Here is a 22,983-nt window from a genome sequence, read left to right as displayed (position 1 = left end):
CGGCGCGCAATGCACCGGGCTCAGTCTTTTTTGCCGAGCCACTTATCCCACCATTTTTTGCGCGGAGCTTCTTTGCGGGCGGGGGCGTGTTCCTTTTCTTTTTTAGACGGTTCCGGTCCGTAGCACACATCCGCGGGCTCAGTGCCTGCGATGAAATACGTATAATGCTTTGCGGCGCAGCCGGGTCCCGAAGTGTAGCCGGAAGCGGGATCGATATAGACGCCCGTGACGCCCTTCGGCGGTTTAAGCGCTATTTCCGGTTCTCCTTCGAGCGCCTTCTCCATAAAGTCCGCCCAAATCGTCTTCGCATAGCTTTTTTCTTCTACTGAATCAATCGTGCTGCTTTTGTCATAGCCTGTCCATACACCGGCGGCAAGAGCCGGGTTAAAGCCGATCATCCAGCTGTCTGCGCTCGTCGTGCCTGATTTACCGCCATAGGTTCGGGTCAGCCGGTCAGAAATGGTGCGTCCCGTGACGGAAGTATAGCCGTTTAAATCCTGATCAAACATGCCCGTCATCATGCTCGCCGTCACAAAAGCGGCTTTTTTATCAAGCGTCTGCTGATGTCCGCGCGGCTGTTCATACAAGACATTGCCGGCGGTATCCGTCACTTTTGTGATAAAGGAAGGGGTGATTTGTTTTCCCCCGTTTGCGAGCATCGCGTAGGCATTAACCATCTCAATCGGGCGCACGGGTTCAGTTCCGAGCGCCAGAGACGGAAGGGGCTTTAAATGTTCGCTGATGCCGAATTCCTTTGCCGCCGACACGAGCTTATTCATGCCGAGAAAGAGATGGGTCTTCACTGCATAAATGTTGTCTGATAACGCAAGCGCCTGAAGCAGCGTAATCGGTTTATTGGCGTAGTAGCCGTTGTAATTGCTTGGAGAATAAGTATCTCCGTTGTCGTCAATCTGGAACTCTGTGGCTTCGCTTTTCATCAGCGTGACCGGTGTAAAGCCGCTTTGAATCGCTTTGTAGTACAAAAGCGGCTTGATCGTGGAAGCAGGCTGCCGTTTCGCCTGTGTCGCCCGGTCAAACGGGCTTTTTTCGTAGTCACGTCCGCCGAGAAGCGCAAGCACGCGCCCTGTTGCCGGATCAATCGCGGAAAAGCCGACCTGAATGTCAGAGCCGGTACGGATCGTATGTGCCACAGTGTTTTCCGCAATCCGCTGCATGCGCTTATCAAGCGTCGTATAAACACGCAATCCGCTCGTTGCCAGCTGTTCGCGCGTCATGCCGAGCTTTTTCTCGAGTTCTTTCATCGCATCATCGTAAAAATAAGGCGCCGTTTTCGCCGCGGTTCTGTTTTTCAGCGGCTGATAGGCAAGCGGCGTTTTCTTAAGCCTTTTCGCCTTTTCTTTTGAGATCATTTTTTGGCCGATCATCAGTCGGAGAATGGTTTCCTGGCGCTGTTTGGCCTTCTTTTCGCTGACATATGGCGAATAGCCGGACGGGCCTTTCGGTATGCCCGCCAAAAGCACGGCTTCCGCATCGTTCAGATCTTTGGCGTGTTTGCCGAAATACAGGCGGGAGGCGGCTTCAATTCCGTATGCACCGTGGCCGTAATATATCGTATTTACATAACCTTCTAAAATCTCGTTTTTAGAATAGTTCTGTTCAAGGCGGATCGTGTAAAATGCTTCGTTCCATTTTCGTTTCCATGTCTTATCATGCTCAAGGTAGAGATTTCTCGCGTATTGCTGGGTGATGGTGCTTGCGCCCTGAACCTTGGCCATTGCCTTTATGTCAGCCAGCGCGGCGGCAGCCATCCGCCGGTAATCAAAACCGTGGTGATTGTAAAAGTTTTGATCCTCCACCGCAATGGCGGCCTGCACCGCTATCGGATTGATATCTTTTAACCGGACCCAGTAGCGCTTTTCCCCGAAATCGGTCTCACCTAGCTTTGAGCCGTCATTCGCATAAAGAATCGTAGACTGAGGAACCCGGACGGAGGGGGCGCCCTGCCATTTCGCTGCAAGAAGAATGGATGTGAAGCAGACGCCGGCCAGCATTCCGCCGATCAGTGTCAGAAAGATGCAGGCGCGGATGATTTTGAACGTGATTCTGAGCTGTTTTCCAGATACTTTATCCACTTTTGGGAACCCCCTTTTTCATGATTCTATTATTATGTGAAAAAAGGGGGTTTTTTAAACATATCAAACCGGACACTTCTTTACTTTTTCCCCTCCATCCTCTATACTTTTTCCTTAGGTGAAAATGAGATTTTAACCGGAATAAAAGCGATACAGACGCTTACAATAAATGAAATAAGCCTTGAAAGGGAGATGACAATTGAGCGAGCTTTGGTATACGGAGAAGCAGACGAAGAATTTCGGCATTACATTAAAGGTGAAACAAACATTACATACGGAACAGACGGAATTTCAGCATCTGGAAATGGTGGAGACAGAAGAATTCGGCAACATGCTGTTCTTAGACGGAATGGTCATGACTTCTGAAAAAGACGAATTCGTCTATCATGAAATGGTTGCGCACGTCCCGTTATTTACGCACCCGAATCCGGAAAACGTCCTCGTTGTCGGCGGCGGAGACGGCGGTGTCATCAGAGAGATTCTGAAGCACCCAAGCGTAAAAAAAGCGACGCTTGTCGACATTGACGGCAAGGTTATTGAATACTCTAAAAAATTCCTTCCGTCCATTGCGGGCAAGCTTGATGATCCGCGCGTCGACGTGAGAGTCGATGACGGTTTCATGCACATCGCGAAATCAGAGAATGAGTATGACGTCATCATGGTTGATTCAACAGAACCGGTCGGACCGGCCGTCAATCTGTTCTCAAAAGGCTTCTATGCCGGAATTTCCAAGGCGTTAAAAGAAGACGGCATCTTCGTCGCGCAGACGGACAACCCGTGGTTTACACCGGAGCTGATTACAAACGTACAGCGTGACGTGAAAGAAATCTTCCCGATCACCCGTCTGTATACGGCTAATATCCCGACGTACCCGAGCGGCCTGTGGACATTTACAATCGGTTCTAAAAAGTACGATCCGCTTGAAGTGGAGGACAGCCGTTTCTTTGACATCGACACGAAATATTACACAAAAGAGCTTCACAAAGCGGCATTTGTTCTTCCGAAATTTGTGAGCGACTTAATCAAATAAAAACGTATGGCGCAGGAGCGAATCTTGCGCTTTTTTACAGGAAAGCGAGGGTTTTATCATGAGGTTTGATGAAGCATATTCAGGAAAAGTATTTATCGCAAGCCGCGCCGACTGGAAAGAGGCGGACGCCATCCTTTACGGCATGCCGATGGATTGGACGGTCAGCTACCGTCCGGGTTCGCGTTTCGGCCCGGGGAGAATCCGCGAGGTGTCTATCGGTCTTGAAGAATACAGCCCGTATCTCGACCGTGACTTGGCTGATTTGAATTTCTTTGACGCCGGCGATATTCCGCTTCCGTTCGGCAATCCGCAAAGAAGCCTTGATATGATTGAAGAATACGTGGACAGCATTTTAGAAAAAGGAAAGTTCCCGCTCGGCATGGGAGGGGAGCACCTTGTATCATGGCCTGTCATAAAAGCCATGTATAAGAAATTTCCGGACCTTGCCATCATTCATTTTGACGCGCACACCGACCTGCGCACGGATTATGAAGGCGAACCGCTTTCCCACTCTACTCCGATCCGCAAAGCGGCCGAGCTCATCGGGCCGCAAAACGTATTTTCATTCGGCATCCGTTCCGGAATGAAGGAAGAATTTGAATGGGCGAAAGAAAACGGCATGCACATTTCTAAGTTTGAAGTGCTTGAGCCGCTGAAAAAAGTGCTGCCGCAGCTTGCGGGACGCCCTGTTTATGTCACCATCGATATCGACGTGCTTGACCCCGCTCATGCGCCGGGAACGGGCACGGTTGACGCAGGAGGCATCACGTCTAAAGAATTGCTCGCGTCCATCCATGAAATCGCGCGCTCAGAAGTCAATGTAAAAGGCGCTGACCTTGTAGAAGTCGCGCCGGTCTATGACCACTCAGAACAAACCGCAAACACGGCAAGCAAGATGATTCGTGAAATGCTGCTTGGGTTTGTGAAATAAAAGAATTTCCCCCGCTTGAAACACGCGGGGGATTTTTATTGTATATAAACTACTTAGAAGTTAGTTATTTTACCATTAATAATTGATATCATTGATAAAAATTATCTAATAGGGTATTATTTAGTAAATACATCTTTAGAAAGGAAGTTAGAATGAAAACAGCAGTAGAAAATGAATTGGAATTAAAAAAGATTGAAATTTCTGTAATTAAACTGATAATTGCTGAAAAACCTAATAAAGAGATCGCTAAGTCATTAAACTACTCGCAGCGTAATGTCGAATATATCATAGCCGGTCTCTGTAAAAAGTGGAATGTGAGTACTAGAGTCGGTATTGTTTCGGAAGCATATAAAAGGAATTGTATACAGTGAACGATATGAAAGAAAAACCCCTATTGAGGGGGTTTATTTATATATGCTAAAAAAACATTCTATACAGGAATGCCGTAAAAATAAAAACTGAGATTGTCAGGTAGTTCAAATTTGTTCTCCATTTCAGAAGAATAAACAAAAGAAATAAGTATGCAATATTGAACAAATCAAAGATAGAAAAAATCAAATGATTACTTGTGAAAAATAAACTAGTGTTTGGATGTTCTGCGAAAATATTTTTGAATGATATAAGTAAAAACTTAATTGCGACCGGGATGTTAGAAAACATAAATAGGGAATAAAAAGTTTTGATCTTAATTTGAGCGCCAAGAAAATTTATAATGAGAAATAATACAAATCCTTCAAAAATCACCCCGAACATTAAAAGAAACAGTGCGGCTATTGCAATGATATAATCTAAATGTTTTACTTGCTCAACAACTTGTATAGGGATGTTTTTGGGAATTAAACTTTTCATAAAAGGTAATAGGGAACTTAAATAAAAAGCTAGCCCGATAATATAAAACAAAAATGAGGACAAAAAATTAATGTTTCGGTCCTTAAATGAAGATAATTCAATTTGCATAATCCTAAGAGACTCCTTTTATAAAGATAGGTGTAATAAATGTTTCTAACATAGCTGCTATAATTAAACCGAGAAATATAATACCAATATATTTAAAAGTGAATTTTAAATTTATTTTGAGGAGTAATAAATCCAAAGTTAATTTCATTCCTACAGAGGCTGCAAGAAGCAATACCGGGACTTCAATTATTCCATGGGGTATAACAAGCAGTAAAAGGTTTAAATTGTCTTTGATGTTTCCTATGGCATTTCCTAAAATTAATCCATTAATAATTAAAACTGCAATCGTGCCAAGTGACAGCGTCAACGGGCCTAAAAAAACAAGCAGACTCGCTACTTTAATATTATTAAAGAAAATCTGAAAAAAATCCGGACGGATATTTCGATTTAGATTATTTACATTTGAAGCGGGATCTGTATAAAAATATGCTGTAAATAAAGCAATTAAAAATAAGATCAGACAGAGTATGTACAATTTGACTAAAACGTTCTTTTTAAACAAAGTATTTTCATCCATTCGTTTAAGGGACTGCCAGGGATATTGAATTTAATGTTTTATGTTAAGCTGCTGCTGTACTTGCTGCAGCCAATTGTTCTAAAACGGCTAATGGCAAGCCTGCACCAAGAGATCCTAAAACAGTAATGATAGCCAGGACTGAACCCGTTGCGGTGATAGCACTGACAATCCAACTAGGAGCTATTATTCCAGCTCTGTTTAAAATATCGATGACATCCATGCTTAAATGATTATGTTTTATACTGAAAAGAGCGAGAACAATGATTCCTGATGCTACTAATGTAAAAATCGCTTTACTATTTTGTGTTTTTAAAAGTAGACTCATTTTTTCCTCCAATTTTTTCAATATCCCCAGCAAGTTAAATAATAAAATATATTGGAAGCTATTTGAATTGCGGATTTCCGAAAAAAATAGTTAAGAGGTGAAATCCGTTAAGGTATCTGCTGACTTATTTCAGTACAAAGAAAGCCGGACCATATGTATGATCCGGCTTTCTTTGTACTGAAACATTTATACTTTTTTTTCAAGAATAATATCAAAATAATCGGCTGCCCCATAACCTGAAATAGGAGGAGCAAATATTTGAACCAGCTTCCATCCTTGCTGCGAATACTTTTCAATAATTTCTTTATAGTCTTCTTTAGGCTTTCCTTTCCATCGGTTTACTTCTACTTTTATGAACTTATATTCGTACATTGCTGTATAATCCTCCGGAAGTGTATTGGAATTGTTACCTTGTTTTTCGATTATGATAAACTTGAATCCATAAATAGAGCGCGCAGCCTATTAAAAGTATTGGAAATTGCCATCCTGTATTTCCGTTTTTAAAATAATCTATTAATGACCATATCAGTAAAGCGACAGTATAAAAACTAAATGCTATTCTGGCGGCTATACCCGATTGGTGTTTTTGCATCTCATCCATTTTCTTCATAAGAACCGCTCCCTTAATTTTTTTTGGCGTTATAGTTGAATACTTTATCTATTCCCGTATTTAATGCGTGAGCTATCGAAAAAGCCAGACTTAAAGTCGGGTCATATTTATTATTTTCAATTGCATTGATGGTTTGCCTGGTCACATTGCAGAGCTTAGCCAGATCATTTTGTGAAATATCAGCTGCTGTTCTAAGTTTTTTTATATTGTTATCCACTAAAACCCTCCTTAAATATTTTTATCTTTATTTTAAATTTTCAAATTTATATATATTTATTTTAAATAATATATGTATATGTGTCAAATACTTTTTACATATTTGAATTTTAAGGTATACTTTTTGTTTTTGCAAATTAGTTGTTTATATAAAAAACGGCTTGCAGTTTAACCTGCAAGCCTAAAAGTAATCATTATTTAAATCATTCCGCGCTGAGCAACTTCAAATTGATGTTCCGGTGCACTTGCAATGTCGGCTGAAACAAAAATAGTGCCTATCGCTAAGCAAGTAAGTGCTAATTTATACTTCAATTTCATACAACTTCACACCTCCTTGAATCTGCTGTCTTGTTTCTTCCACTTTTAAAAAATATGCGGAAGCCTTCTCGAAATTTTCTCTTTCATGATAATATTTTGCCACATCTAAGGCAAAATCTTCAAGATCAGCATACATCAATTTATCTCTGAGAAAGTCAAAACATTCCATGATTGCTTCTTCATCAGGCTCACCGACATATAAAGATTCTAAAAATTCATACTCGACTATATATAGGGAATCTTCTGCCTCCTCTGCATAAGATATCCCTTTGTCATGATATTGTCTGGCTATGGCCGTATTTCCGATTTTATAATGTATTTGTGTGATTAAGAAATAGGCTTGCGGGAGAGAAGTGATGATGTTCCCATCTTCAAAAACAGCTATTGCCCGTTTTATGTAGTCAATGGCTGGTTTGTAATTTTCTTGGCTGTTAAAACAAAGTCCGATATTATATAGAGTCCGGCCCATTAATTGAGGCTGCTGTTCTGCCTCTGCCATGGCATAAGCTTTTTTAAAATGCTGAATTGCTTCATCATATTGCTTTAAGTCAAGAAAGTTGGTAGCGAACAATGAATGGCACTGAAGCACCCTTATATTATATGCCTCCTGCTTATGATAAATTTTATAAGCCTGCCGGGCATAATCCATAGAAAAATAAGTCTGCTTCATATAATAGTAGGACTCTGACATCTTAAAATAAAATTCAGCTTTCTCGATACAATCTTTGACAAAATCAAGCTTATATTCAGCTTTCTTAAAAAACTGAATCGCTGAAAGATATTCACGGCATTCCAGCTCATACATCCCCCGGAAAAAATTAAAATAATAATCAAGCCGTCCGGTCAGCCGGGCCTGCTTTTTATCAATATCCGCGAGCAGCTCAGATAGTCTCGGCTGTTCTTCTATCCGCTGCGATTCCAGCGGTTCGAGGTATTCGAGCATCAGATTGTGGCGGAATTCCATGAGAGAATAGTATAGATGAAGATCCTGATCATCTTCCAGACCTGCAAGTTCTTCTTTGATTTCTCTCCGTAAGTACTCGGCGTCCGGGATGCTGAACCTTCGAATGTACATATACCATTCGTTGATTTTTTCTCCAATCGCTGAAGACGATAAAACACTCGCCACTATTCCGAATCCCTCCCTTCCACGTTATGTATATGACATATTTTATCATTTTCATTCGGAAGAATAGCGCAAAAATACCGCAAACTTTTCCCCTTTGACAAAGCCGTCCGCCGAAGGAACCGCATTTTTCCCGCAGCCCGGGATTTCCGGTTTTTTCATTTTCCTTAAAAATCATGTTTATCTTCAAAACCAATCAGCAAAGATGGTAAGATAGGAGGAAGCGGTTGAACTTTTTCCCTTGAAAACTTATACTATTCAGGTTAAGCGGGATGATGAAAAGGAAGTGTCAGCATGAGACAGGAGACACCAGTAGCCATTCATGTGCAATCATTCATACACAACGGCTCAGAAGAAGAGTCGGTTGAATTTACATCGAGTGGATTCTATTACGTGAGAAACGGCAAAACGTATCTTTCCTATCACGAAGAGCATGATTTGGGCAAGATTAAAACGGTCGTCAAGATTACAGAAAAAGAGATTCTCGTGATGAGATCGGGCGCCATCCAAATGAAACAGCGGTTCATTCCGGGGGCATCGACACTCACTCAATATAAACTGCCGTTCGGACAAATGGAGCTCCGTACGGAAACGAAAAACATACAAGCTGATGTCGGCGGTTCGGAAGGCTCCGTCAAAATGACATATAACATGACTGTAGGCGAAAACCAAGAACATGTACATAACATGACGATCCAATATAAGGAGGAAACAAAGGCATGAATATTGCGGAACAGATGAAGGACGTGCTGAAGGAAGAGATCAAAGCGGCCGTTCTGAAAGCGGGCCTGGCGGAAGAAAGCCAGATTCCAAGCGTACTGTTAGAAACGCCGAAAGAAAAAACACACGGTGATTATTCCACAAACATGGCGATGCAGCTGGCGAGAATCGCAAAAAAAGCGCCGCGACAAATCGCTGAGGAGATCGTGGCGTCATTTGATAAAGGCAAAGCTTCCATTGAAAAGATGGATATTGCGGGGCCCGGCTTTATCAACTTTTACATGAACAACAGCTACTTAACAAAACTGATTCCGTCCGTGCTTGAAGCGGGTGAACATTACGGAGAGACAAACATCGGACAAGGCGAAAAGATTCAGGTCGAATTCGTATCAGCCAACCCGACGGGAGATCTTCACTTAGGCCATGCGCGCGGCGCGGCGGTAGGTGACGCGCTGTGCAGCGTGCTTTCTAAAGCGGGCTATGATGTGAGCCGCGAATACTATATTAATGATGCGGGCAACCAGATTAACAACCTGGCGCTTTCCGTTGAAGTCCGTTATTTTGAAGCGCTCGGTCTCGAGAAACCGATGCCGGAAGACGGCTACCGCGGCGAGGATATTATCGCCATCGGGAAAAAGCTTGCCGAAGATTTCGGCGACCGTTTCGTACATGAAGAGGAGAGCGAACGTCAGGCGTTTTTCCGTGAATACGGCTTAAAGTACGAGCTTGATAAACTTCGCTCCGACCTGGAAAATTTCCGCGTGCCGTTTGACGTATGGTATTCTGAAACGTCACTGTACGAAAACGGAAAAATTGATCAGGCGCTCGAGGCGCTTCGCGAAAAGGGCCATGTATACGAAGAGGACGGCGCGACATGGTTCCGCTCCACAACGTTCGGCGACGATAAAGACCGTGTGCTGATCAAAAAAGATGGCTCATACACTTATTTGCTGCCGGATATCGCATACCATAAAGACAAACTTGACCGCGGATTCGACAAGCTCATCAATGTATGGGGCGCGGATCACCACGGGTATATTCCGCGTATGAAAGCGGCAATTGAAGCGCTCGGTTACAAGAAAGGCACATTGGAAGTTGAGATCATTCAGCTCGTTCATTTATACAAAAACGGCGAAAAAATGAAGATGAGCAAACGTACGGGGAAAGCCGTAACGATGCGCGACTTGATTGAAGAAGTCGGCTTGGATGCCGTGCGTTATTTCTTCGCGATGCGCAGTGCTGATACGCACATGGATTTTGACTTGGATCTTGCCGTATCCACATCTAACGAAAACCCTGTGTATTATGCGCAATACGCACATGCACGTATTTGCAGCATGCTTCGCCAAGGGGAGGAGCAGGGACTTAAACCGGCGGCAGATCTTGATTTCAGCCATATTCAATCAGAAAAAGAATATGACCTGCTGAAAACGATCGGCGGCTTCCCTGAGGCAGTGGCAGAAGCGGCGGAAAAACGCATTCCTCACCGTGTCACAAACTATATTTATGATCTGGCTTCCGCTCTGCACAGCTTCTACAATGCGGAGAAAGTCATCGATCCGGAAAATAAAGAGAAGAGCCGCGCGCGTCTCGCTTTAATGAAGGCGACGCAAATTACGCTGAACAATGCGCTTCAGCTGATCGGCGTATCCGCTCCGGAAAAAATGTAATGATGATCAAAGGACAAAGTCTTCGGGCTTTGTTCTTTTTTTGTATATAAAGCGTGTGATGTAATTCACAATCCCGCACACTGAGTTTTTGTATGATAAGACTGATATTGAATCAGTGAAAGGGGCAAGCCGAATGATCAATCGTCAACATATTCAATTATCGTTGCAGTCATTAAGCTTAGTGGCAGGGTTTATGGTGTGGGTGCTGATTTCATCGCTCATTTCTCAAATGACATCAGATATTCATTTAAGCAAAGGCGAGATCTCATTGGTGACGGCGATTCCCGTTATTCTCGGATCGCTTCTCCGTATTCCTTTAGGATATTTAACGAACAGGTATGGCGCGCGGCTGATGTTTATGATCAGCTTCATCCTGCTTTTGTTTCCTGTATTTTGGATCAGTATCGCGGATTCTTTATTTGATTTAATCGCGGGCGGCTTTTTCTTAGGGATCGGAGGAGCGGTATTCTCCATCGGAGTGACGTCCCTCCCGAAATATTATCCGAAAGAAAAGCACGGTGTCGTCAATGGGATTTACGGTGCCGGAAACATCGGGACCGCCGTTACTACCTTTGCGGCGCCGGTTATCGCTCAAGCCGCGGGATGGAAAGCAACCGTGCAGATGTATCTTGTTTTGCTGGCTGTTTTCGCATTACTGCACGTTTTGTTCGGCGACCGGCATGAGAAGAAAGTCAAAGTTTCCATAAAGACACAAATGAAAGCCGTTTACCGAAATCATGTGCTGTGGATGTTGAGCCTGTTTTATTTTATTACGTTCGGCGCCTTTGTCGCCTTTACCATCTATCTTCCGAATTTTTTGGTTGAGCATTTTGGGCTGAGCCCTGCGGACGCCGGTTTACGGACGGCCGGCTTTATTGCGGTCTCTACACTGCTCAGGCCTGTGGGAGGGTTTCTTGCAGATAAATTGAGTCCGCTCCGTATTCTGATGTTCGTTTTCGCAGGGCTTACGCTGTCAGGCGTCATGCTGTCATTCTCCCCGACGATCGGCCTTTATGCGTTTGGATCGCTGACAGTGGCAGTCTGCTCAGGGATTGGAAACGGGACGGTATTTAAACTGGTGCCTTTCTACTTTTCGAAGCAAGCGGGGATTGCCAACGGTATTGTGTCTGCTATGGGCGGACTGGGCGGTTTTTTCCCTCCGCTGATTCTGGCAAGTGTATTTCAGGCAACAGGCCAATACGCGATCGGGTTTATGGCGCTTTCAGAGGTCGCGTTAGCCAGCTTTGTTCTTGTGATCTGGATGTATTGGCAGGAAAGAATGAAAACACATACGGAGAGAAACAGTCAGAGCCTCAATTCATAATGATCCATTCACAAGATTGTTAGTTTTTTCTGGGTGAGTGCAAATCAAGTCACGTTACAATATACATACGCAACGTGACTTTCTTCGAGGTGAGCTCATGAATATTCTCTCTGTCCGAAAATCTGATAAAGAACTTCTTTCCCGCGAACTGCATGAATTGCTGGAATCGATCAGTACGAAAAGGAAAATGAAAAAACACACTTATTTGTTTCAAGAAGGAATGGATGCAAAAGAGCTTTATCTGATTCAATCAGGACTCATTGAAATCGGCAAGCTGACGTCTGACGGAAAAGACCTGACGCTTAGAATCTGCCAAAAAAACGATATTGTCGGGGAATTGACGCTATTCACAGATGAGCCGAGATATATGCTCAGTGCGAAAGTGTTAGAGGATGGCGAGGTGCTCGTCATTAATAAAAACAAGCTGGAAAAGGAATTGATCCAAAACGGTGTTTTGACGTTTGAATTTATGAAATGGATGAGCACCCATCTTCGAAAAATCCAGTCCAAAATCAGGGACCTGCTTCTTCACGGCAAAAAGGGGGCGCTCTATTCCACCCTTATCCGCTTATCAAACAGCTACGGGGTGGAACGAAGTGACGGGATTCTGATTAACATTGTGCTGACAAATCAGGATTTGGCTAAGTTTTGCGCGGCGGCAAGGGAGAGCGTCAACCGCATGCTGGGAGACCTCCGCAAACAAGGGGTTATTTCGATAGACGAAACCGGAAAAATTATTTTGCACAAGCGGGACTATTTACGATGCGAGATCGAGTGTGAAAATTGTCCGCTTGAGATCTGCAATATTGACTGAAAAAACAAGGGCAGCCGGTGTCCTTGTTTTTCAGCTTGTGATACATATACACATGACGGCGAAAAAGAAGCCGGCATTTACGATTTCCAGAATGCCGATCGTTTTCACCGGCCAGTCTCTTCCGTGAAAAAACCAGGCCCGCAGACTGCTTGGGATAAAAGCGAGAAACGCCCAGCCTGCCCCGAGAAGAGCCGATAAAAAGGGGAGCAAGAGGTGATATCCCCATGACCAGTATGCAAAGGTTCTGTTTTTTCTCTCCCGTATGACCGACTTCACATAAAAAGAACTCCCGATAAAAAATAAAGCAGACTGCAAGAAAATAAACCAAGCCCAGCCGTCAAGGGTTCCCGTTCCCAGCCAGCAGCTCGCAAGCCCGCCTGAACAAAAGAACAGAACACCCGCAATATCATTCGTGAGCGCCCGTTCGTTTTTTCGGCGGGCATAATGCGTATGTATGAGAAACAGCGGCAATAAAAAAACGCCGATCCAGACGAGCTGCGGCTTATGATAGACAGAAATGATCAAAAAGCAGCAGGCCGGAAAACCGTAATACCATATCCACTTTTGATAAAACTGAAGCTGTTTCTTTTTCAAAGCGAGCGAAACGGGATAAACCGTCAAGTAAAGGAAAAGCCAGCCCAAAAAGAGCGGAATATGCCAGAAAACCGGGCCTCCCTTGACCATGCCAAGTAAAAATGGAATCAGCAGCATCGCCCATGCGCCGTGCTGCTTCGGAATCATCGCCTTCATCGAAACCCTCCTTTTTATTTCATTATAAATGCAGACACTCTCCTGATAAGTGACTTTTATCATACAAGCTGTGAAATACATCACTGCCGCGCGGGCTCAATCGGGCTACACTAAAGCTATCCTTAGCACAGGAGGCTTCCCTATGAATCAGTGTGACTATTTATTGTTTCTGAAACAACTTCCTATGTTTAATGAAGTGCCTCTGTCCATTGTCGAAACCTTGCTGAAAAACGGGACGTTTATCAGCGGCTCATCTGACCAATCTCCATCCTTTCTTCATTCACAATCCGTTTATATTGTATTAAAAGGCAATATCCGTTTTACGGACAGCAGGCTCCCTGAAGGGTCGCAAACCGTTGCGCTGTGGGAGAAAGGCGATGTGTTTCCGATTGATGAAAAAGGCGGGCTCTATTTATCGCCTTTTATCTCAGTCAATGCCTCACCGGATATTCTGGTACTTCATATTCCATATTCCATATTTAAGCAAATGATGTCTTACCATCCGCGGCTGCAAATGAACTTTTTGGCGATGCTTCAGCAAAATGTCTTCTGTTCCTATCAGTTGTTTTTGCGGTATCTGCATACATCACGGGATGAAAACGCCGAACCCGGTTCTTAAACAGAACCGGTTTTTTTTGATGACGCGGGCGTCCCCATATCGTTTGAAAATCCTTCCTGCTGCTCTGTGTGAACGTTTTGTGAAAAAAGCAGAGTGTGTGACATAGTTCACAAGGTGATGCGCCGTCTCTGTTTATAGTGTACATAGCATCACCTGACTCGGAAGGAGTGAACGATCATGAAGAAAAAGAAAATGAGTCCGTTGCTCAGGAGATTAAACTATTTTTCTCCTATCGAACATCATTCAAATCATCATAGCCAAACGACAAGCGAAGATCGTGATTGGGAGAATGTATATAGAAACAGATGGCAGTACGACAAAGTCGTTCGCTCCACCCACGGCGTCAACTGTACGGGTTCTTGCAGCTGGAATATTTATGTGAAAAACGGAATTGTCACGTGGGAAGGACAAAACTTGAATTATCCATCAACAGGCCCGGATATGCCTGATTTCGAACCGAGAGGCTGCCCGCGGGGGGCCAGTTTTTCTTGGTACATCTACAGCCCGCTCCGTGTGAAATATCCATATGTGCGAGGTGTGCTGATCAATTTGTGGCGGGAAGCATTGCAGGCGCATCAAAATCCGCTGGATGCCTGGAAATCGATCGTTGAAAATCCTGAAAAAGCGAAGTCCTATAAACAGGCAAGAGGGAAAGGCGGCTTTGTCCGCGCGGAATGGCCGGAAGTGCTGAAGCTGATTTCAGCCTCTCTGCTGTATACAGTGATGAAATACGGGCCTGACCGGAATGTCGGTTTTTCTCCGATTCCGGCGATGTCCATGATCAGCCATGCGTCAGGCTCGCGATTCATGTCGTTAATCGGCGGCCCAATGCTCAGTTTTTATGACTGGTATGCGGATCTTCCGCCGGCGTCCCCGCAAATTTGGGGCGACCAGACGGACGTTCCGGAGAGCAGTGATTGGTACAATTCAGGCTATATCATCACATGGGGCTCCAACGTTCCGTTAACGAGAACGCCTGATGCGCATTTTCTGGCGGAAGCCCGCTATAAAGGCGCCAAGGTCATTTCAATCAGCCCGGATTTTGCGGAATCCTCAAAGTTCGCAGATGACTGGCTGAGTATCCGCCAAGGGACTGACGGGGCGCTTGCGATGGCGATGGGTCACGTCATTTTGCAGGAATTTTACGTGAACCAAGAAACTGAACGTTTTATTGAGTACGCGAAGCAATACACCGATTTTCCATTCTTCGTCACTCTGTCAAAAGAGAACGGCGTGTATACAGCCGGGCGGTTTCTGCATGCGAAAGACATCGGGCGGCAGACAAAAAATGATCAGTGGAAGCCGGCGGTCTGGAATGAACAGACAGGTGCGTTTGCCATACCGCAAGGCACAATAGGCTCCCGCTGGGACGGGCAGCAGAAATGGAATCTGCACATGATCGACGAAGACACCGGGGAACAGATTGAGCCGCGTCTCTCCGTGCTCGGAATAGAGGACGAAATCGGCTCAGTGCGCATTCCGTATTTTTCAAATGACGGAAACAAAGTGCTTGAGCGGAATCTTCCTATTAAAAAATTGGATCTGAATGGTGAAGAAAGGTACGTCACGACCGTGTTTGACTTGATATTGGCCAACTACGGCGTGAACCGGGGCATCGGCGGACAATCAGCCTCATCCTATGATGATCCCCGTCCGTTCACACCTGCCTGGCAGGAACAGATCACGGGAATTAAAAGAGAAGCCGTTATACAGATTGCCAGGGAGTTTGCCCAAAATGCGATTGATACAGACGGCCGATCCATGATTATCGTAGGGGCGGGCATCAACCACTGGTTCAACTCCGACACGATTTACCGTGCGGTGTTAAATCTTGTTTTACTCGTAGGCGCCCAAGGCGTAAACGGCGGAGGCTGGGCCCATTACGTGGGGCAGGAAAAGCTCCGTCCGGCTGAAGGGTGGCAGACGATTGCAACCGCAAAGGACTGGGAAGGCGTGCCTAAACTGCAAAACGGCACCTCATTTTTCTACTTTGCAACAGATCAGTGGCGTTATGAGGACCAGCCGATCAGCGATTTGGCATCACCGATTGCTGCGTCATCCCGCTACAAGCATCACGCCGATTACAATGTGCTGGCGGCGCGATTAGGGTGGCTTCCGTCTTACCCGACATTCAATCAAAACGGCATTGATCTGTACAAAGAAGCTGAGAAGGCAGGGGCGGCGACACCTGAAGACGTAGGTGCGTACGTGGCCTCACGGCTTCAAGAGAAAAAACTGAAATTCGCGATTGAAGACCCTGACAATGAAGTGAATTTCCCAAGGAATCTCTTCGTATGGCGGGCAAATCTGATCTCAAGCTCAGGAAAAGGGCATGAATATTTTCTCAAGCATCTGCTGGGGACGACGAACGGTTTGATGAATGACGACAGCGACAGCATCCGCCCTGAAGAAATCAAATGGCGGGAGCAGGCGCCGGAAGGCAAGCTCGACTTGTTAATCAATCTCGACTTTCGAATGGCGGGTACGGCGCTGTATTCCGATATCGTGCTGCCGGCGGCGACATGGTATGAAAAACACGATCTCAGCAGCACGGATATGCACCCGTTCATTCATCCTTTCGCTCCGGCCATCTCGGCGCCGTGGGAATCGAGATCAGACTGGGATATTTTTAAAGCACTGTCAAAAGCCGTTTCCGATCTGGCGGAAGAAGTCGAGATGGAGCCGGTGAAAGAAGTGGTTGCGACGCCGCTCCTCCATGACACGATGCAGGAATTGGCCCAGCCGTTCGGCAAAATCAATGACTGGAGCAAGGGCGGATGTGAAGCCATTCCGGGAAAAACGATGCCGAACATCCATGTCGTTGAACGGGATTACAAACACATTTTTCATAAAATGACCGCGCTCGGCCCTTATACGGCTTTAAAACCGAGCGGAACAAAAGGGATGAGCTGGTCGATTGCGGATGAATATGAATCACTCAAACAGAGACTGGGAGAAACCGATTCAAACAGCGTTGCCAAAGGATGCCCGAATATAAGTGAAGCGAAGCAGGCGGCGGAAGCGATTTTAACCCTGTCGTCCACCTCAAATGGAAAAGTCGCCGTGAAAGCATGGGAATCGCTTGAACACATCACGAACCTGAAGCTGAAAGACCTGGCGGAAGAGCGCGAGGAAGAATGCTTTACGTTCGAGCAAATTACAGCCCAGCCGAAAACGGTCATCACCTCTCCGGCCTTTGCCGGTTCAGAAAAAGGAGGGCGCAGGTATTCGCCGTTTACGACGAATGTGGAAAAATTAATTCCGTGGCGGACACTGACAGGCAGACAATCCTATTATGTCGATCACGAACTGATGATGGAATTCGGTGAAACGATGGCGACATTTAAACCGATCCTTCAGCATCGTCCGTTCCTAAGCAAACGGCCTGATCAAGAGGGCAAAGAAATCGTCCTTAATTATTTGACGCCGCATAATAAATGGTCCGTCCACAGCATGTATTTTGATTCTCTGCCGATGCTGACGCTGTTCCGCGGCGGGCCGACCGTGTGGATGAATAAAGATGACGCAGAGGACACGGATATCAAAGACAACGATTGGATTGAATGCTTCAACCGAAACGGCGTTGTCGTCGCGAGAGCGGTTTTGTCTCACCGGATTCCTAAAGGAATGGCGTTTATGCACCATGCCCAGGACCGCCACATCAACGTGCCCGGCACAAAACTGACGAATAACCGCGGAGGCACCCATAACAGCCCGACAAGGATTCACGTCAAGCCGACACAGATGATCGGAGGCTATGCCCAGCTCAGCTACGGCTTTAACTATTACGGTCCGACGGGGAATCAGCGCGATCTGAATGTCGTCATCCGCAAGCTGAAGGAGGTCGATTGGCTTGAAGATTAAAGCGCAAATCGGGATGGTCATGAACTTGGATAAATGCATCGGCTGCCACACGTGCAGCGTCACCTGCAAAAACACGTGGACAAACCGTTCCGGTGCGGAATATATGTACTTCAATAATGTAGAAACAAAGCCTGGCATCGGCTACCCGAAGCAATGGGAGGACCAGGACAAATATAAAGGCGGCTGGACGTTGAAAAAAGGAAAGCTCGAGCTGAAATCCGGCCCGAAAACAAACCGGCTTGCAGGCCTTTTCTATAACCCGAACCAGCCGACGATTGATGACTACTATGAACCTTGGAACTATGATTATGAAACATTAACAAACAGCCCGCAGAAAAAACACCAGCCGGTGGCGCGCCCGAAATCGTCCTTAACGGGGGATTTTATGAATATCGAATGGGGCCCGAACTGGGAGGATGATCTCGCGGGCGGGCATATTACGGGTCTTGAAGATCCAAACGTGCAAAAGATGGAGGAATCGATCAAAACAGAATTCGATGAGGTCTTTATGATGTATCTGCCGCGTATTTGCGAGCACTGCATCAATCCGGCGTGCGTGTCCTCCTGCCCGTCCGGCGCCATGTACAAACGCGAGGAGGACGGCATTGTGCTTGTGGATCAAAACGCATGCCGGTCATGGAGATATTGCGTCTCATCCTGTCCTTATAAAAAAGTCTATTTTAACTGGCAAACGAACAAAGCGGAAAAATGCACACTCTGCTTTCCGCGTTTGGAGGCGGGACTGCCGACTATTTGCTCTGAAACGTGTGTCGGCAGAATCCGCTATCTCGGCGTCATGCTGTATGACGCGGACAAAGTGGAGGAAGCGGCCTCCGTTGAAAACGAAAAGGATCTCTATCATTCCCAACTGGACGTTTTTCTTGATCCGAATGATCCTGAGATTGCCAAACTGGCAAAAGAACAAGGCATCCCGGCTGAATGGATAGAGGCTGCGCAGCAATCGCCGATCTATAAAATGATCATTGACTGGAAGATTGCGCTGCCGCTTCATCCTGAGTACCGCACGCTGCCGATGGTGTGGTACATTCCGCCGCTCAGCCCGATTATGAATCTCTTTGAAGGAAAAGGCAGCCGGCAAACGGCGGAAGCGATTTTTCCGGCTATCGACCAAATGAGAATTCCGATTGACTATTTGGCGCAGTTATTAACGGCCGGTGATACGGATCATATTCGGTCAACGTTAAAGAAAATGTCTGTCATGCGCCAGTATATGAGGGCGGTGCAGACGAATAAATCAATCGATCCGGAACTGATCTCCAGTGTCGGCTTAACAGAACAGCAAATTGAAGACATGTATCGGCTGCTGGCGATCGCCAAATATGATGACCGCTTTGTGATCCCGAGCAGCCATCGAGAAGAAGTGTCAGATTTATATGCTGAACAAGGGAGCTGCGGCTTATCATTTTCAGGCGGCCCGGGCTCTTGTTTCTAATTTTTCATAAATGAGGTGTAATAACATGAACACCACAGACCGGCAAATGACGTTCTCCGCTCTTTCCGTTCTTCTCTCATATCCGGAGGAAGAGTGGAGAGCCGGGCTTCCCGATTGGAAGGCTCTTATCCATGACATCACCAATCAGCAAATCCGTGAGAAATTGCTGCACTTTTTAGAGGCGGCAGCCGGCTTTTCTCCGGAAGCGCTGATTGAACACTATGTGTATACGTTCGATTTTGGGAAAAAAACGAATATGTACGTCACCTACTTTAACTCAGGCGAACAAAGGGAACGCGGCATCGAATTGCTGCATTTAAAAAACACCTACCAGCAATCCGGTTTCCTGCCGACAGAGAAAGAGCTGCCTGATTATCTGCCGCTGATGCTGGAATTTGCTGCGGCTGCAGAAATTGAAGCAGCGAGAAGCGTGTTTGAGAAATATCTGTCCAATGTGAGGGAGCTGGCATCCCGTCTCGAAAAAAATGACAGTATATACGCTGAACTGCTGCACGTGCTGCTGGCCGCGCTTGAAAACATCGGTGTACGTGAAAGCATTGAAGAAGGGGCTGTTCAGGCATGAGCGGGCAGATCCTCTGGGGTATTATGCCATACATTGTATTGACAATCTTTATCGGCGGCCATATTTACCGCTATCAGCATGACCAATTTGGCTGGACGGCGAAATCAAGCGAGCTGTTAGAAAAGAAAAAACTCGCCGCGGGCAGCACACTTTTTCACTGGGGACTGCTATGCGTTGTCGGCGGGCATGTCATGGGGATTCTGATCCCGGAAGGCGTGTATGCTTCCCTTGGCATTTCAGAGCATATGTATCACAAAATGGCGATTGGCGCTGGCTTGCCGGCGGGCATTGCGGCATGTACCGGACTTGTCATCCTGACGTACAGAAGGCTGTTTGACAAAAGGATCCGCAAAACCAGCTCGCCATCCGATATCCTTACGCTTCTCCTGCTGCTGTTTATGATGCTGTCAGGCGTTGCGGCCACGTTTCTCAACATTGATTCGAAAGGATTTGATTACCGGACCACAGTCGGGCCGTGGTTCAGGGAAATCGTTTTGTTCAGGCCTGACGCCTCTTTGATGGAGAGTGTCCCGCTATGGTTTAAGTGTCATATCATCATAGGGTACGTCGTTTTTATCCTCTGGCCGTTTACGAGATTGGTTCATGTGTTCAGCCTGCCGCTCAAGTATTTGACCCGCAGCTATGTTGTCTATCGGAAACGCACGTAAAAATCCCCCCTGGAAGAGGGGGATTTTTTATGGTGGAAAAATAAAAACATAAGATATTTTCTGCCAAGGTAATGGCTGGGCGGCGGGGATTCCTGTTATGTTTTATTTGGAAATAACATCAACAAAAGGAGAGTGAAGAATGAAGCGGATTTTCCTCATTTTAGCCGCCTGTCTGATGACAAGCGCCGGCGTCCTGACACTCAGACATTCTCATGTATTAACCGGCGGTACAGCGGGACTGTCACTAAGCCTGTCATACGTGTTTCATTCCTCGTTTGCGATGATCTTCTTTCTGATCAATATCCCGTTTTATATATTTTCTCTCATCAGAATGGGAATCAAATTCACTCTATCCACCGTTTTTGCAGTCACAGCGCTGACTCTGTTTACCGGTGCGGATCACTGGCTGCCGCCGGTTTCTGTTTCACCGCTTGCCGGGGCGATTTGCGGCGGGGCGCTGATCGGGTTCGGCCTGTCGCTCATGTTTTATCATCAGGCATCGCTCGGCGGCGCCAATATCCTCGCTTTATTTCTGCAAAAGCGCTGCGGATGGAATCCGGGTGCCGTTAATTTTCTCTTCGATTTTGGCGTCGTGCTGGCCGGCATTTTTTCCGTCGGGTTGCTGAAAGGGCTCTTCTCCTTAGTGTCGATAGCGGTCACCGGTCTGATCATCGGCATCTTCAAAAATAAAATCAAAGGCAGCTGCTCGCTCAATCCGGCATTGCTTCAAAACATCACACCCGGCCAATCACAGGAAGCGTCATCATAAGCCTTTCCGCTCGTGCGGAGAGGCTTTTTCATATGTTTACAAGCCGGAAAACAGAGGGTATACAGAGATATCGGATCAGATGGGAGAGAGTCGGGATGCTGAAAAGGAGACTGGAATTTTGCTTTTTATATATGATGCTTATCGGAGCATATGTCATATGGTTTTTTCCGGTTTCCAGGCTTGAGTTTTACGGAGGAGTGCTTTGCTATGCAAGCATTATTTTGTTCAGCATCTATTCGTTAATTCTTGAAAACCGCACCTCGCAGCACACGCTGTTATGGATTTATATTCTTGTGTTTTTTCCGATCGCCGGGTACTTATTTTACCTTTTTTCCGGCCAGCTTTATGAAAAAGGCAAGCTGTTCAGGTCGAAACGGACATACAACCGGGAAAAGCTGAGAACGATATTTGATATGGAACAAACTCCCGATCTGTCCGGGCTGAAAGGAAATCAGAAGCGTTTCTTTCAATATTCAATCAAGGCGTCCCATATGAATATCAATACAAAAAGCAGGCTGAAGGTGCTCAAAAACGGGGAAGAAACATTTCCGGAGCTGTTTGAGGCGCTCCGGGAGGCTGCGTCATTTATACATATTGAGTATTACATGTTCAAATCAGACATGCTCGGGCACAAGATGATGGACATTATGATGGAAAAGGCGCGTCAAGGCGTGGAAGTGCGGTTTTTGTTCGACGCGGCCGGCAGCCTGAAGCTGGCCGGAAAAGATATTAAAAAACTGAAACGCGCGGGCGTGAACATCGTCCCGTTTCTGCCGCTGAAATACGGTTTTTTCAACCAAAAATTCAATTTCAGAAATCACCGCAAGATCGTCATCGTTGACGGGAAAGTCGGTTTTGTCGGCGGGCTGAATGTCGGCAAGGAGTATATCGGCAAAGACCAAGATGTCGGCTTTTGGCGGGACACCCATATGAAAGTCGAAGGAGAAATCGTTCAGACGCTTCACAGCATTTTTATGCTTGATTGGGAATACGTTTCAGATGAGGTGCTGATTGATCAGAAAGCATATACCCGCCCGGTTGCGGCAGAAAGCGGCGGCGTCTATCAAGTCGTTCCGACAGGCCCCGATATGAAGGAGCGGATGAGCGATCTGTATTATGCCATGATAGCGGCGGCCGAATCGTCTGTATGGATCGCGACGCCTTATTTCGTGCCGAATGAGCCGATCCGCACAGCGCTAAAGGAGGCTGCTGCCAGGGGCGTCCGGGTGCGTGTCATGGTGCCGGAAACCAATGACGGATTTTTAACCCAGTACGCGACGAGATCGTATTTCCCCGAGCTTCTTCGCGAAGGAATCGAAGTCTATTCCTATCAAAAAGGCTTTATGCATCAAAAGGTGCTCATCACTGACGGAAACCTCGCCTCTGTCGGGACGGCGAACATGGACATGAGAAGCTTTCAGCTGAACTTTGAAGTCAATGTCTTTTTTACAGATCAAGAGGCGATCAAAGATCTTGAAGCGCATTATCTGGAGGATATGAAGGAGTCTGAAAAAATCAGCCCCGTCCGTTTCTATAAGCGCACATTATGGGAAAGAACGAAGGAATCCTTCGCACGGTTATTTTCCGGCGTTTTATAAAAAACGCTTTTAAAACTCCTTGTGTATA

The 22,983-nt window shown here is 46.0% G+C and carries 23 protein-coding genes; 14 read left to right on the top strand and 9 right to left on the bottom strand.

Annotation, left to right across the window (positions count from 1 at the left end; genetic code table 11):
* Positions 1-20 precede the first annotated feature (20 nt).
* Positions 21-2,093, bottom strand: coding sequence for a transglycosylase domain-containing protein (locus J6600_RS17650; protein WP_209387691.1), 2,073 nt, complete (start codon positions 2,091-2,093; stop codon positions 21-23).
* A 199-nt stretch (positions 2,094-2,292) separates the two neighbouring features.
* On the opposite strand from J6600_RS17650, the gene speE reads away from it, so the two are divergent.
* The 3 genes from speE to J6600_RS17635 all read left to right on the top strand — a co-directional run bounded on the left by speE (position 2,293) and on the right by J6600_RS17635 (position 4,425).
* Complete coding sequence (gene speE / locus J6600_RS17645) at positions 2,293-3,123, top strand: spermidine synthase (protein ID WP_003151052.1); 831 nt, start codon at positions 2,293-2,295, stop codon at positions 3,121-3,123.
* Between the two features lie 58 nt (positions 3,124-3,181).
* The gene (speB, locus tag J6600_RS17640; RefSeq protein ID WP_160183093.1) at positions 3,182-4,054 is read left to right on the top strand and encodes an agmatinase; all 873 of its coding nucleotides are present in this window, start codon (positions 3,182-3,184) and stop codon (positions 4,052-4,054) included.
* Positions 4,055-4,206: 152 nt separating this feature from the next.
* Entirely contained in the window at positions 4,207-4,425 is a 219-nt protein-coding gene (locus J6600_RS17635; protein ID WP_003151056.1) for a helix-turn-helix transcriptional regulator, read from the top strand.
* 590 nt (positions 4,426-5,015) lie between these two features.
* On the opposite strand, the gene J6600_RS17630 is transcribed toward J6600_RS17635, so the two are convergent.
* The 7 genes from J6600_RS17630 to J6600_RS17600 all read right to left on the bottom strand — a co-directional run bounded on the left by J6600_RS17630 (position 5,016) and on the right by J6600_RS17600 (position 8,126).
* Entirely contained in the window at positions 5,016-5,528 is a 513-nt protein-coding gene (locus tag J6600_RS17630; RefSeq protein ID WP_007614439.1) for a stage II sporulation protein M, read from the bottom strand.
* Positions 5,529-5,571: 43 nt separating this feature from the next.
* On the bottom strand, positions 5,572-5,853 hold the full coding sequence (locus J6600_RS17625; RefSeq protein WP_007407643.1) for a hypothetical protein: 282 nt from the start codon (positions 5,851-5,853) through the stop codon (positions 5,572-5,574).
* A gap of 186 nt (positions 5,854-6,039) precedes the next feature.
* Positions 6,040-6,225 (bottom strand): DUF4177 domain-containing protein, encoded by a 186-nt coding sequence (locus J6600_RS17620; protein ID WP_007407642.1) that lies wholly within the window; start codon positions 6,223-6,225, stop codon positions 6,040-6,042.
* A 34-nt stretch (positions 6,226-6,259) separates the two neighbouring features.
* Positions 6,260-6,463, bottom strand: coding sequence for a hypothetical protein (locus J6600_RS17615; RefSeq protein ID WP_007407641.1), 204 nt, complete (start codon positions 6,461-6,463; stop codon positions 6,260-6,262).
* Between the two features lie 13 nt (positions 6,464-6,476).
* The gene (locus J6600_RS17610; protein ID WP_003151064.1) at positions 6,477-6,680 is read right to left on the bottom strand and encodes a helix-turn-helix transcriptional regulator; all 204 of its coding nucleotides are present in this window, start codon (positions 6,678-6,680) and stop codon (positions 6,477-6,479) included.
* A 197-nt stretch (positions 6,681-6,877) separates the two neighbouring features.
* Positions 6,878-6,997, bottom strand: coding sequence for a PhrC/PhrF family phosphatase-inhibitory pheromone (locus tag J6600_RS17605; RefSeq protein ID WP_021494790.1), 120 nt, complete (start codon positions 6,995-6,997; stop codon positions 6,878-6,880).
* On the bottom strand, positions 6,981-8,126 hold the full coding sequence (locus tag J6600_RS17600; protein ID WP_209387690.1) for a response regulator aspartate phosphatase: 1,146 nt from the start codon (positions 8,124-8,126) through the stop codon (positions 6,981-6,983). The genes J6600_RS17605 and J6600_RS17600 overlap by 17 nt, the downstream gene beginning before the upstream one ends.
* Before the next feature lie 291 nt (positions 8,127-8,417).
* Here J6600_RS17600 and J6600_RS17595 point away from each other — a divergent pair, with 291 nt between their 5' ends.
* The 4 genes from J6600_RS17595 to J6600_RS17580 all read left to right on the top strand — a co-directional run bounded on the left by J6600_RS17595 (position 8,418) and on the right by J6600_RS17580 (position 12,651).
* Positions 8,418-8,846 carry a YwiB family protein gene (locus tag J6600_RS17595; protein ID WP_014419128.1) on the top strand — a complete coding sequence of 143 codons (429 nt, stop codon included), beginning with the start codon at positions 8,418-8,420 and terminating at the stop codon, positions 8,844-8,846.
* Complete coding sequence (gene argS, locus J6600_RS17590; protein ID WP_014419127.1) at positions 8,843-10,513, top strand: arginine--tRNA ligase; 1,671 nt, start codon at positions 8,843-8,845, stop codon at positions 10,511-10,513. Before J6600_RS17595 ends, argS begins: the two co-directional genes overlap by 4 nt.
* Positions 10,514-10,646: 133 nt before the next feature.
* On the top strand, positions 10,647-11,837 hold the full coding sequence (gene narK, locus J6600_RS17585; RefSeq protein ID WP_007407632.1) for a nitrate transporter NarK: 1,191 nt from the start codon (positions 10,647-10,649) through the stop codon (positions 11,835-11,837).
* Between the two features lie 97 nt (positions 11,838-11,934).
* Complete coding sequence (locus J6600_RS17580) at positions 11,935-12,651, top strand: fumarate/nitrate reduction transcriptional regulator Fnr (protein WP_007407631.1); 717 nt, start codon at positions 11,935-11,937, stop codon at positions 12,649-12,651.
* 30 nt (positions 12,652-12,681) lie between these two features.
* On the opposite strand, the gene J6600_RS17575 is transcribed toward J6600_RS17580, so the two are convergent.
* Positions 12,682-13,401, bottom strand: a complete 720-nt coding sequence (locus J6600_RS17575) for a YwiC-like family protein (protein WP_209387689.1) — start codon at positions 13,399-13,401, stop codon at positions 12,682-12,684.
* A gap of 142 nt (positions 13,402-13,543) precedes the next feature.
* On the opposite strand from J6600_RS17575, the gene J6600_RS17570 reads away from it, so the two are divergent.
* The 7 genes from J6600_RS17570 (at position 13,544) to cls (ending at position 22,955) form a co-directional block, all read left to right on the top strand.
* Positions 13,544-14,020 carry a cyclic nucleotide-binding domain-containing protein gene (locus tag J6600_RS17570; RefSeq protein ID WP_209387688.1) on the top strand — a complete coding sequence of 159 codons (477 nt, stop codon included), beginning with the start codon at positions 13,544-13,546 and terminating at the stop codon, positions 14,018-14,020.
* Between the two features lie 177 nt (positions 14,021-14,197).
* Positions 14,198-17,884, top strand: a complete 3,687-nt coding sequence (locus tag J6600_RS17565; RefSeq protein ID WP_209387687.1) for a nitrate reductase subunit alpha — start codon at positions 14,198-14,200, stop codon at positions 17,882-17,884.
* The gene (gene narH, locus J6600_RS17560; RefSeq protein ID WP_159353548.1) at positions 17,874-19,337 is read left to right on the top strand and encodes a nitrate reductase subunit beta; all 1,464 of its coding nucleotides are present in this window, start codon (positions 17,874-17,876) and stop codon (positions 19,335-19,337) included. Before J6600_RS17565 ends, narH begins: the two co-directional genes overlap by 11 nt.
* A 25-nt stretch (positions 19,338-19,362) precedes the next feature.
* A complete protein-coding gene (gene narJ, locus J6600_RS17555) occupies positions 19,363-19,920 on the top strand; it encodes a nitrate reductase molybdenum cofactor assembly chaperone (RefSeq protein ID WP_209387686.1) in 558 nt (185 codons plus the stop codon).
* Positions 19,917-20,588, top strand: a complete 672-nt coding sequence (narI, locus tag J6600_RS17550) for a respiratory nitrate reductase subunit gamma (protein WP_209387685.1) — start codon at positions 19,917-19,919, stop codon at positions 20,586-20,588. Before narJ ends, narI begins: the two co-directional genes overlap by 4 nt.
* A 139-nt stretch (positions 20,589-20,727) precedes the next feature.
* Positions 20,728-21,357, top strand: coding sequence for a YitT family protein (locus J6600_RS17545; protein ID WP_110124404.1), 630 nt, complete (start codon positions 20,728-20,730; stop codon positions 21,355-21,357).
* A 95-nt stretch (positions 21,358-21,452) separates the two neighbouring features.
* Positions 21,453-22,955: a cardiolipin synthase gene (cls, locus tag J6600_RS17540; RefSeq protein ID WP_209387684.1), complete on the top strand. Its 1,503-nt coding sequence runs from the start codon at positions 21,453-21,455 to the stop codon at positions 22,953-22,955.
* The last annotated feature ends 28 nt before the right edge of the window (positions 22,956-22,983 follow it).

Source organism: Bacillus sp. LJBV19, assembly GCF_017797845.1.
GTDB lineage: Bacteria > Bacillota > Bacilli > Bacillales > Bacillaceae > Bacillus > Bacillus velezensis.
Note: the sequence above shows the minus strand (reverse complement) of the source record. Positions and strands in the feature narration are given on the sequence as shown.

Bases quoted from the DNA above. Each gene is read 5' to 3' on its own strand.
- argS (WP_014419127.1), top strand. From the start codon at position 8,843: ATGAATATTGCGGAACAGATGAAGGACGTGCTGAAGGAAGAGATCAAA.
- J6600_RS17625 (WP_007407643.1), bottom strand. From the start codon at position 5,853: ATGAGTCTACTTTTAAAAACACAAAATAGTAAAGCGATTTTTACATTA.
- J6600_RS17635 (WP_003151056.1), top strand. From the start codon at position 4,207: ATGAAAACAGCAGTAGAAAATGAATTGGAATTAAAAAAGATTGAAATT.
- J6600_RS17630 (WP_007614439.1), bottom strand. From the start codon at position 5,528: ATGGATGAAAATACTTTGTTTAAAAAGAACGTTTTAGTCAAATTGTAC.
- J6600_RS17545 (WP_110124404.1), top strand. From the start codon at position 20,728: ATGAAGCGGATTTTCCTCATTTTAGCCGCCTGTCTGATGACAAGCGCC.
- narI (WP_209387685.1), top strand. From the start codon at position 19,917: ATGAGCGGGCAGATCCTCTGGGGTATTATGCCATACATTGTATTGACA.
- J6600_RS17570 (WP_209387688.1), top strand. From the start codon at position 13,544: ATGAATCAGTGTGACTATTTATTGTTTCTGAAACAACTTCCTATGTTT.
- J6600_RS17575 (WP_209387689.1), bottom strand. From the start codon at position 13,401: ATGAAGGCGATGATTCCGAAGCAGCACGGCGCATGGGCGATGCTGCTG.
- J6600_RS17595 (WP_014419128.1), top strand. From the start codon at position 8,418: ATGAGACAGGAGACACCAGTAGCCATTCATGTGCAATCATTCATACAC.
- narK (WP_007407632.1), top strand. From the start codon at position 10,647: ATGATCAATCGTCAACATATTCAATTATCGTTGCAGTCATTAAGCTTA.
- cls (WP_209387684.1), top strand. From the start codon at position 21,453: ATGCTGAAAAGGAGACTGGAATTTTGCTTTTTATATATGATGCTTATC.
- J6600_RS17620 (WP_007407642.1), bottom strand. From the start codon at position 6,225: ATGTACGAATATAAGTTCATAAAAGTAGAAGTAAACCGATGGAAAGGA.
- J6600_RS17565 (WP_209387687.1), top strand. From the start codon at position 14,198: ATGAAGAAAAAGAAAATGAGTCCGTTGCTCAGGAGATTAAACTATTTT.
- J6600_RS17605 (WP_021494790.1), bottom strand. From the start codon at position 6,997: ATGAAATTGAAGTATAAATTAGCACTTACTTGCTTAGCGATAGGCACT.
- speB (WP_160183093.1), top strand. From the start codon at position 3,182: ATGAGGTTTGATGAAGCATATTCAGGAAAAGTATTTATCGCAAGCCGC.
- narJ (WP_209387686.1), top strand. From the start codon at position 19,363: ATGAACACCACAGACCGGCAAATGACGTTCTCCGCTCTTTCCGTTCTT.
- J6600_RS17615 (WP_007407641.1), bottom strand. From the start codon at position 6,463: ATGAAGAAAATGGATGAGATGCAAAAACACCAATCGGGTATAGCCGCC.
- J6600_RS17580 (WP_007407631.1), top strand. From the start codon at position 11,935: ATGAATATTCTCTCTGTCCGAAAATCTGATAAAGAACTTCTTTCCCGC.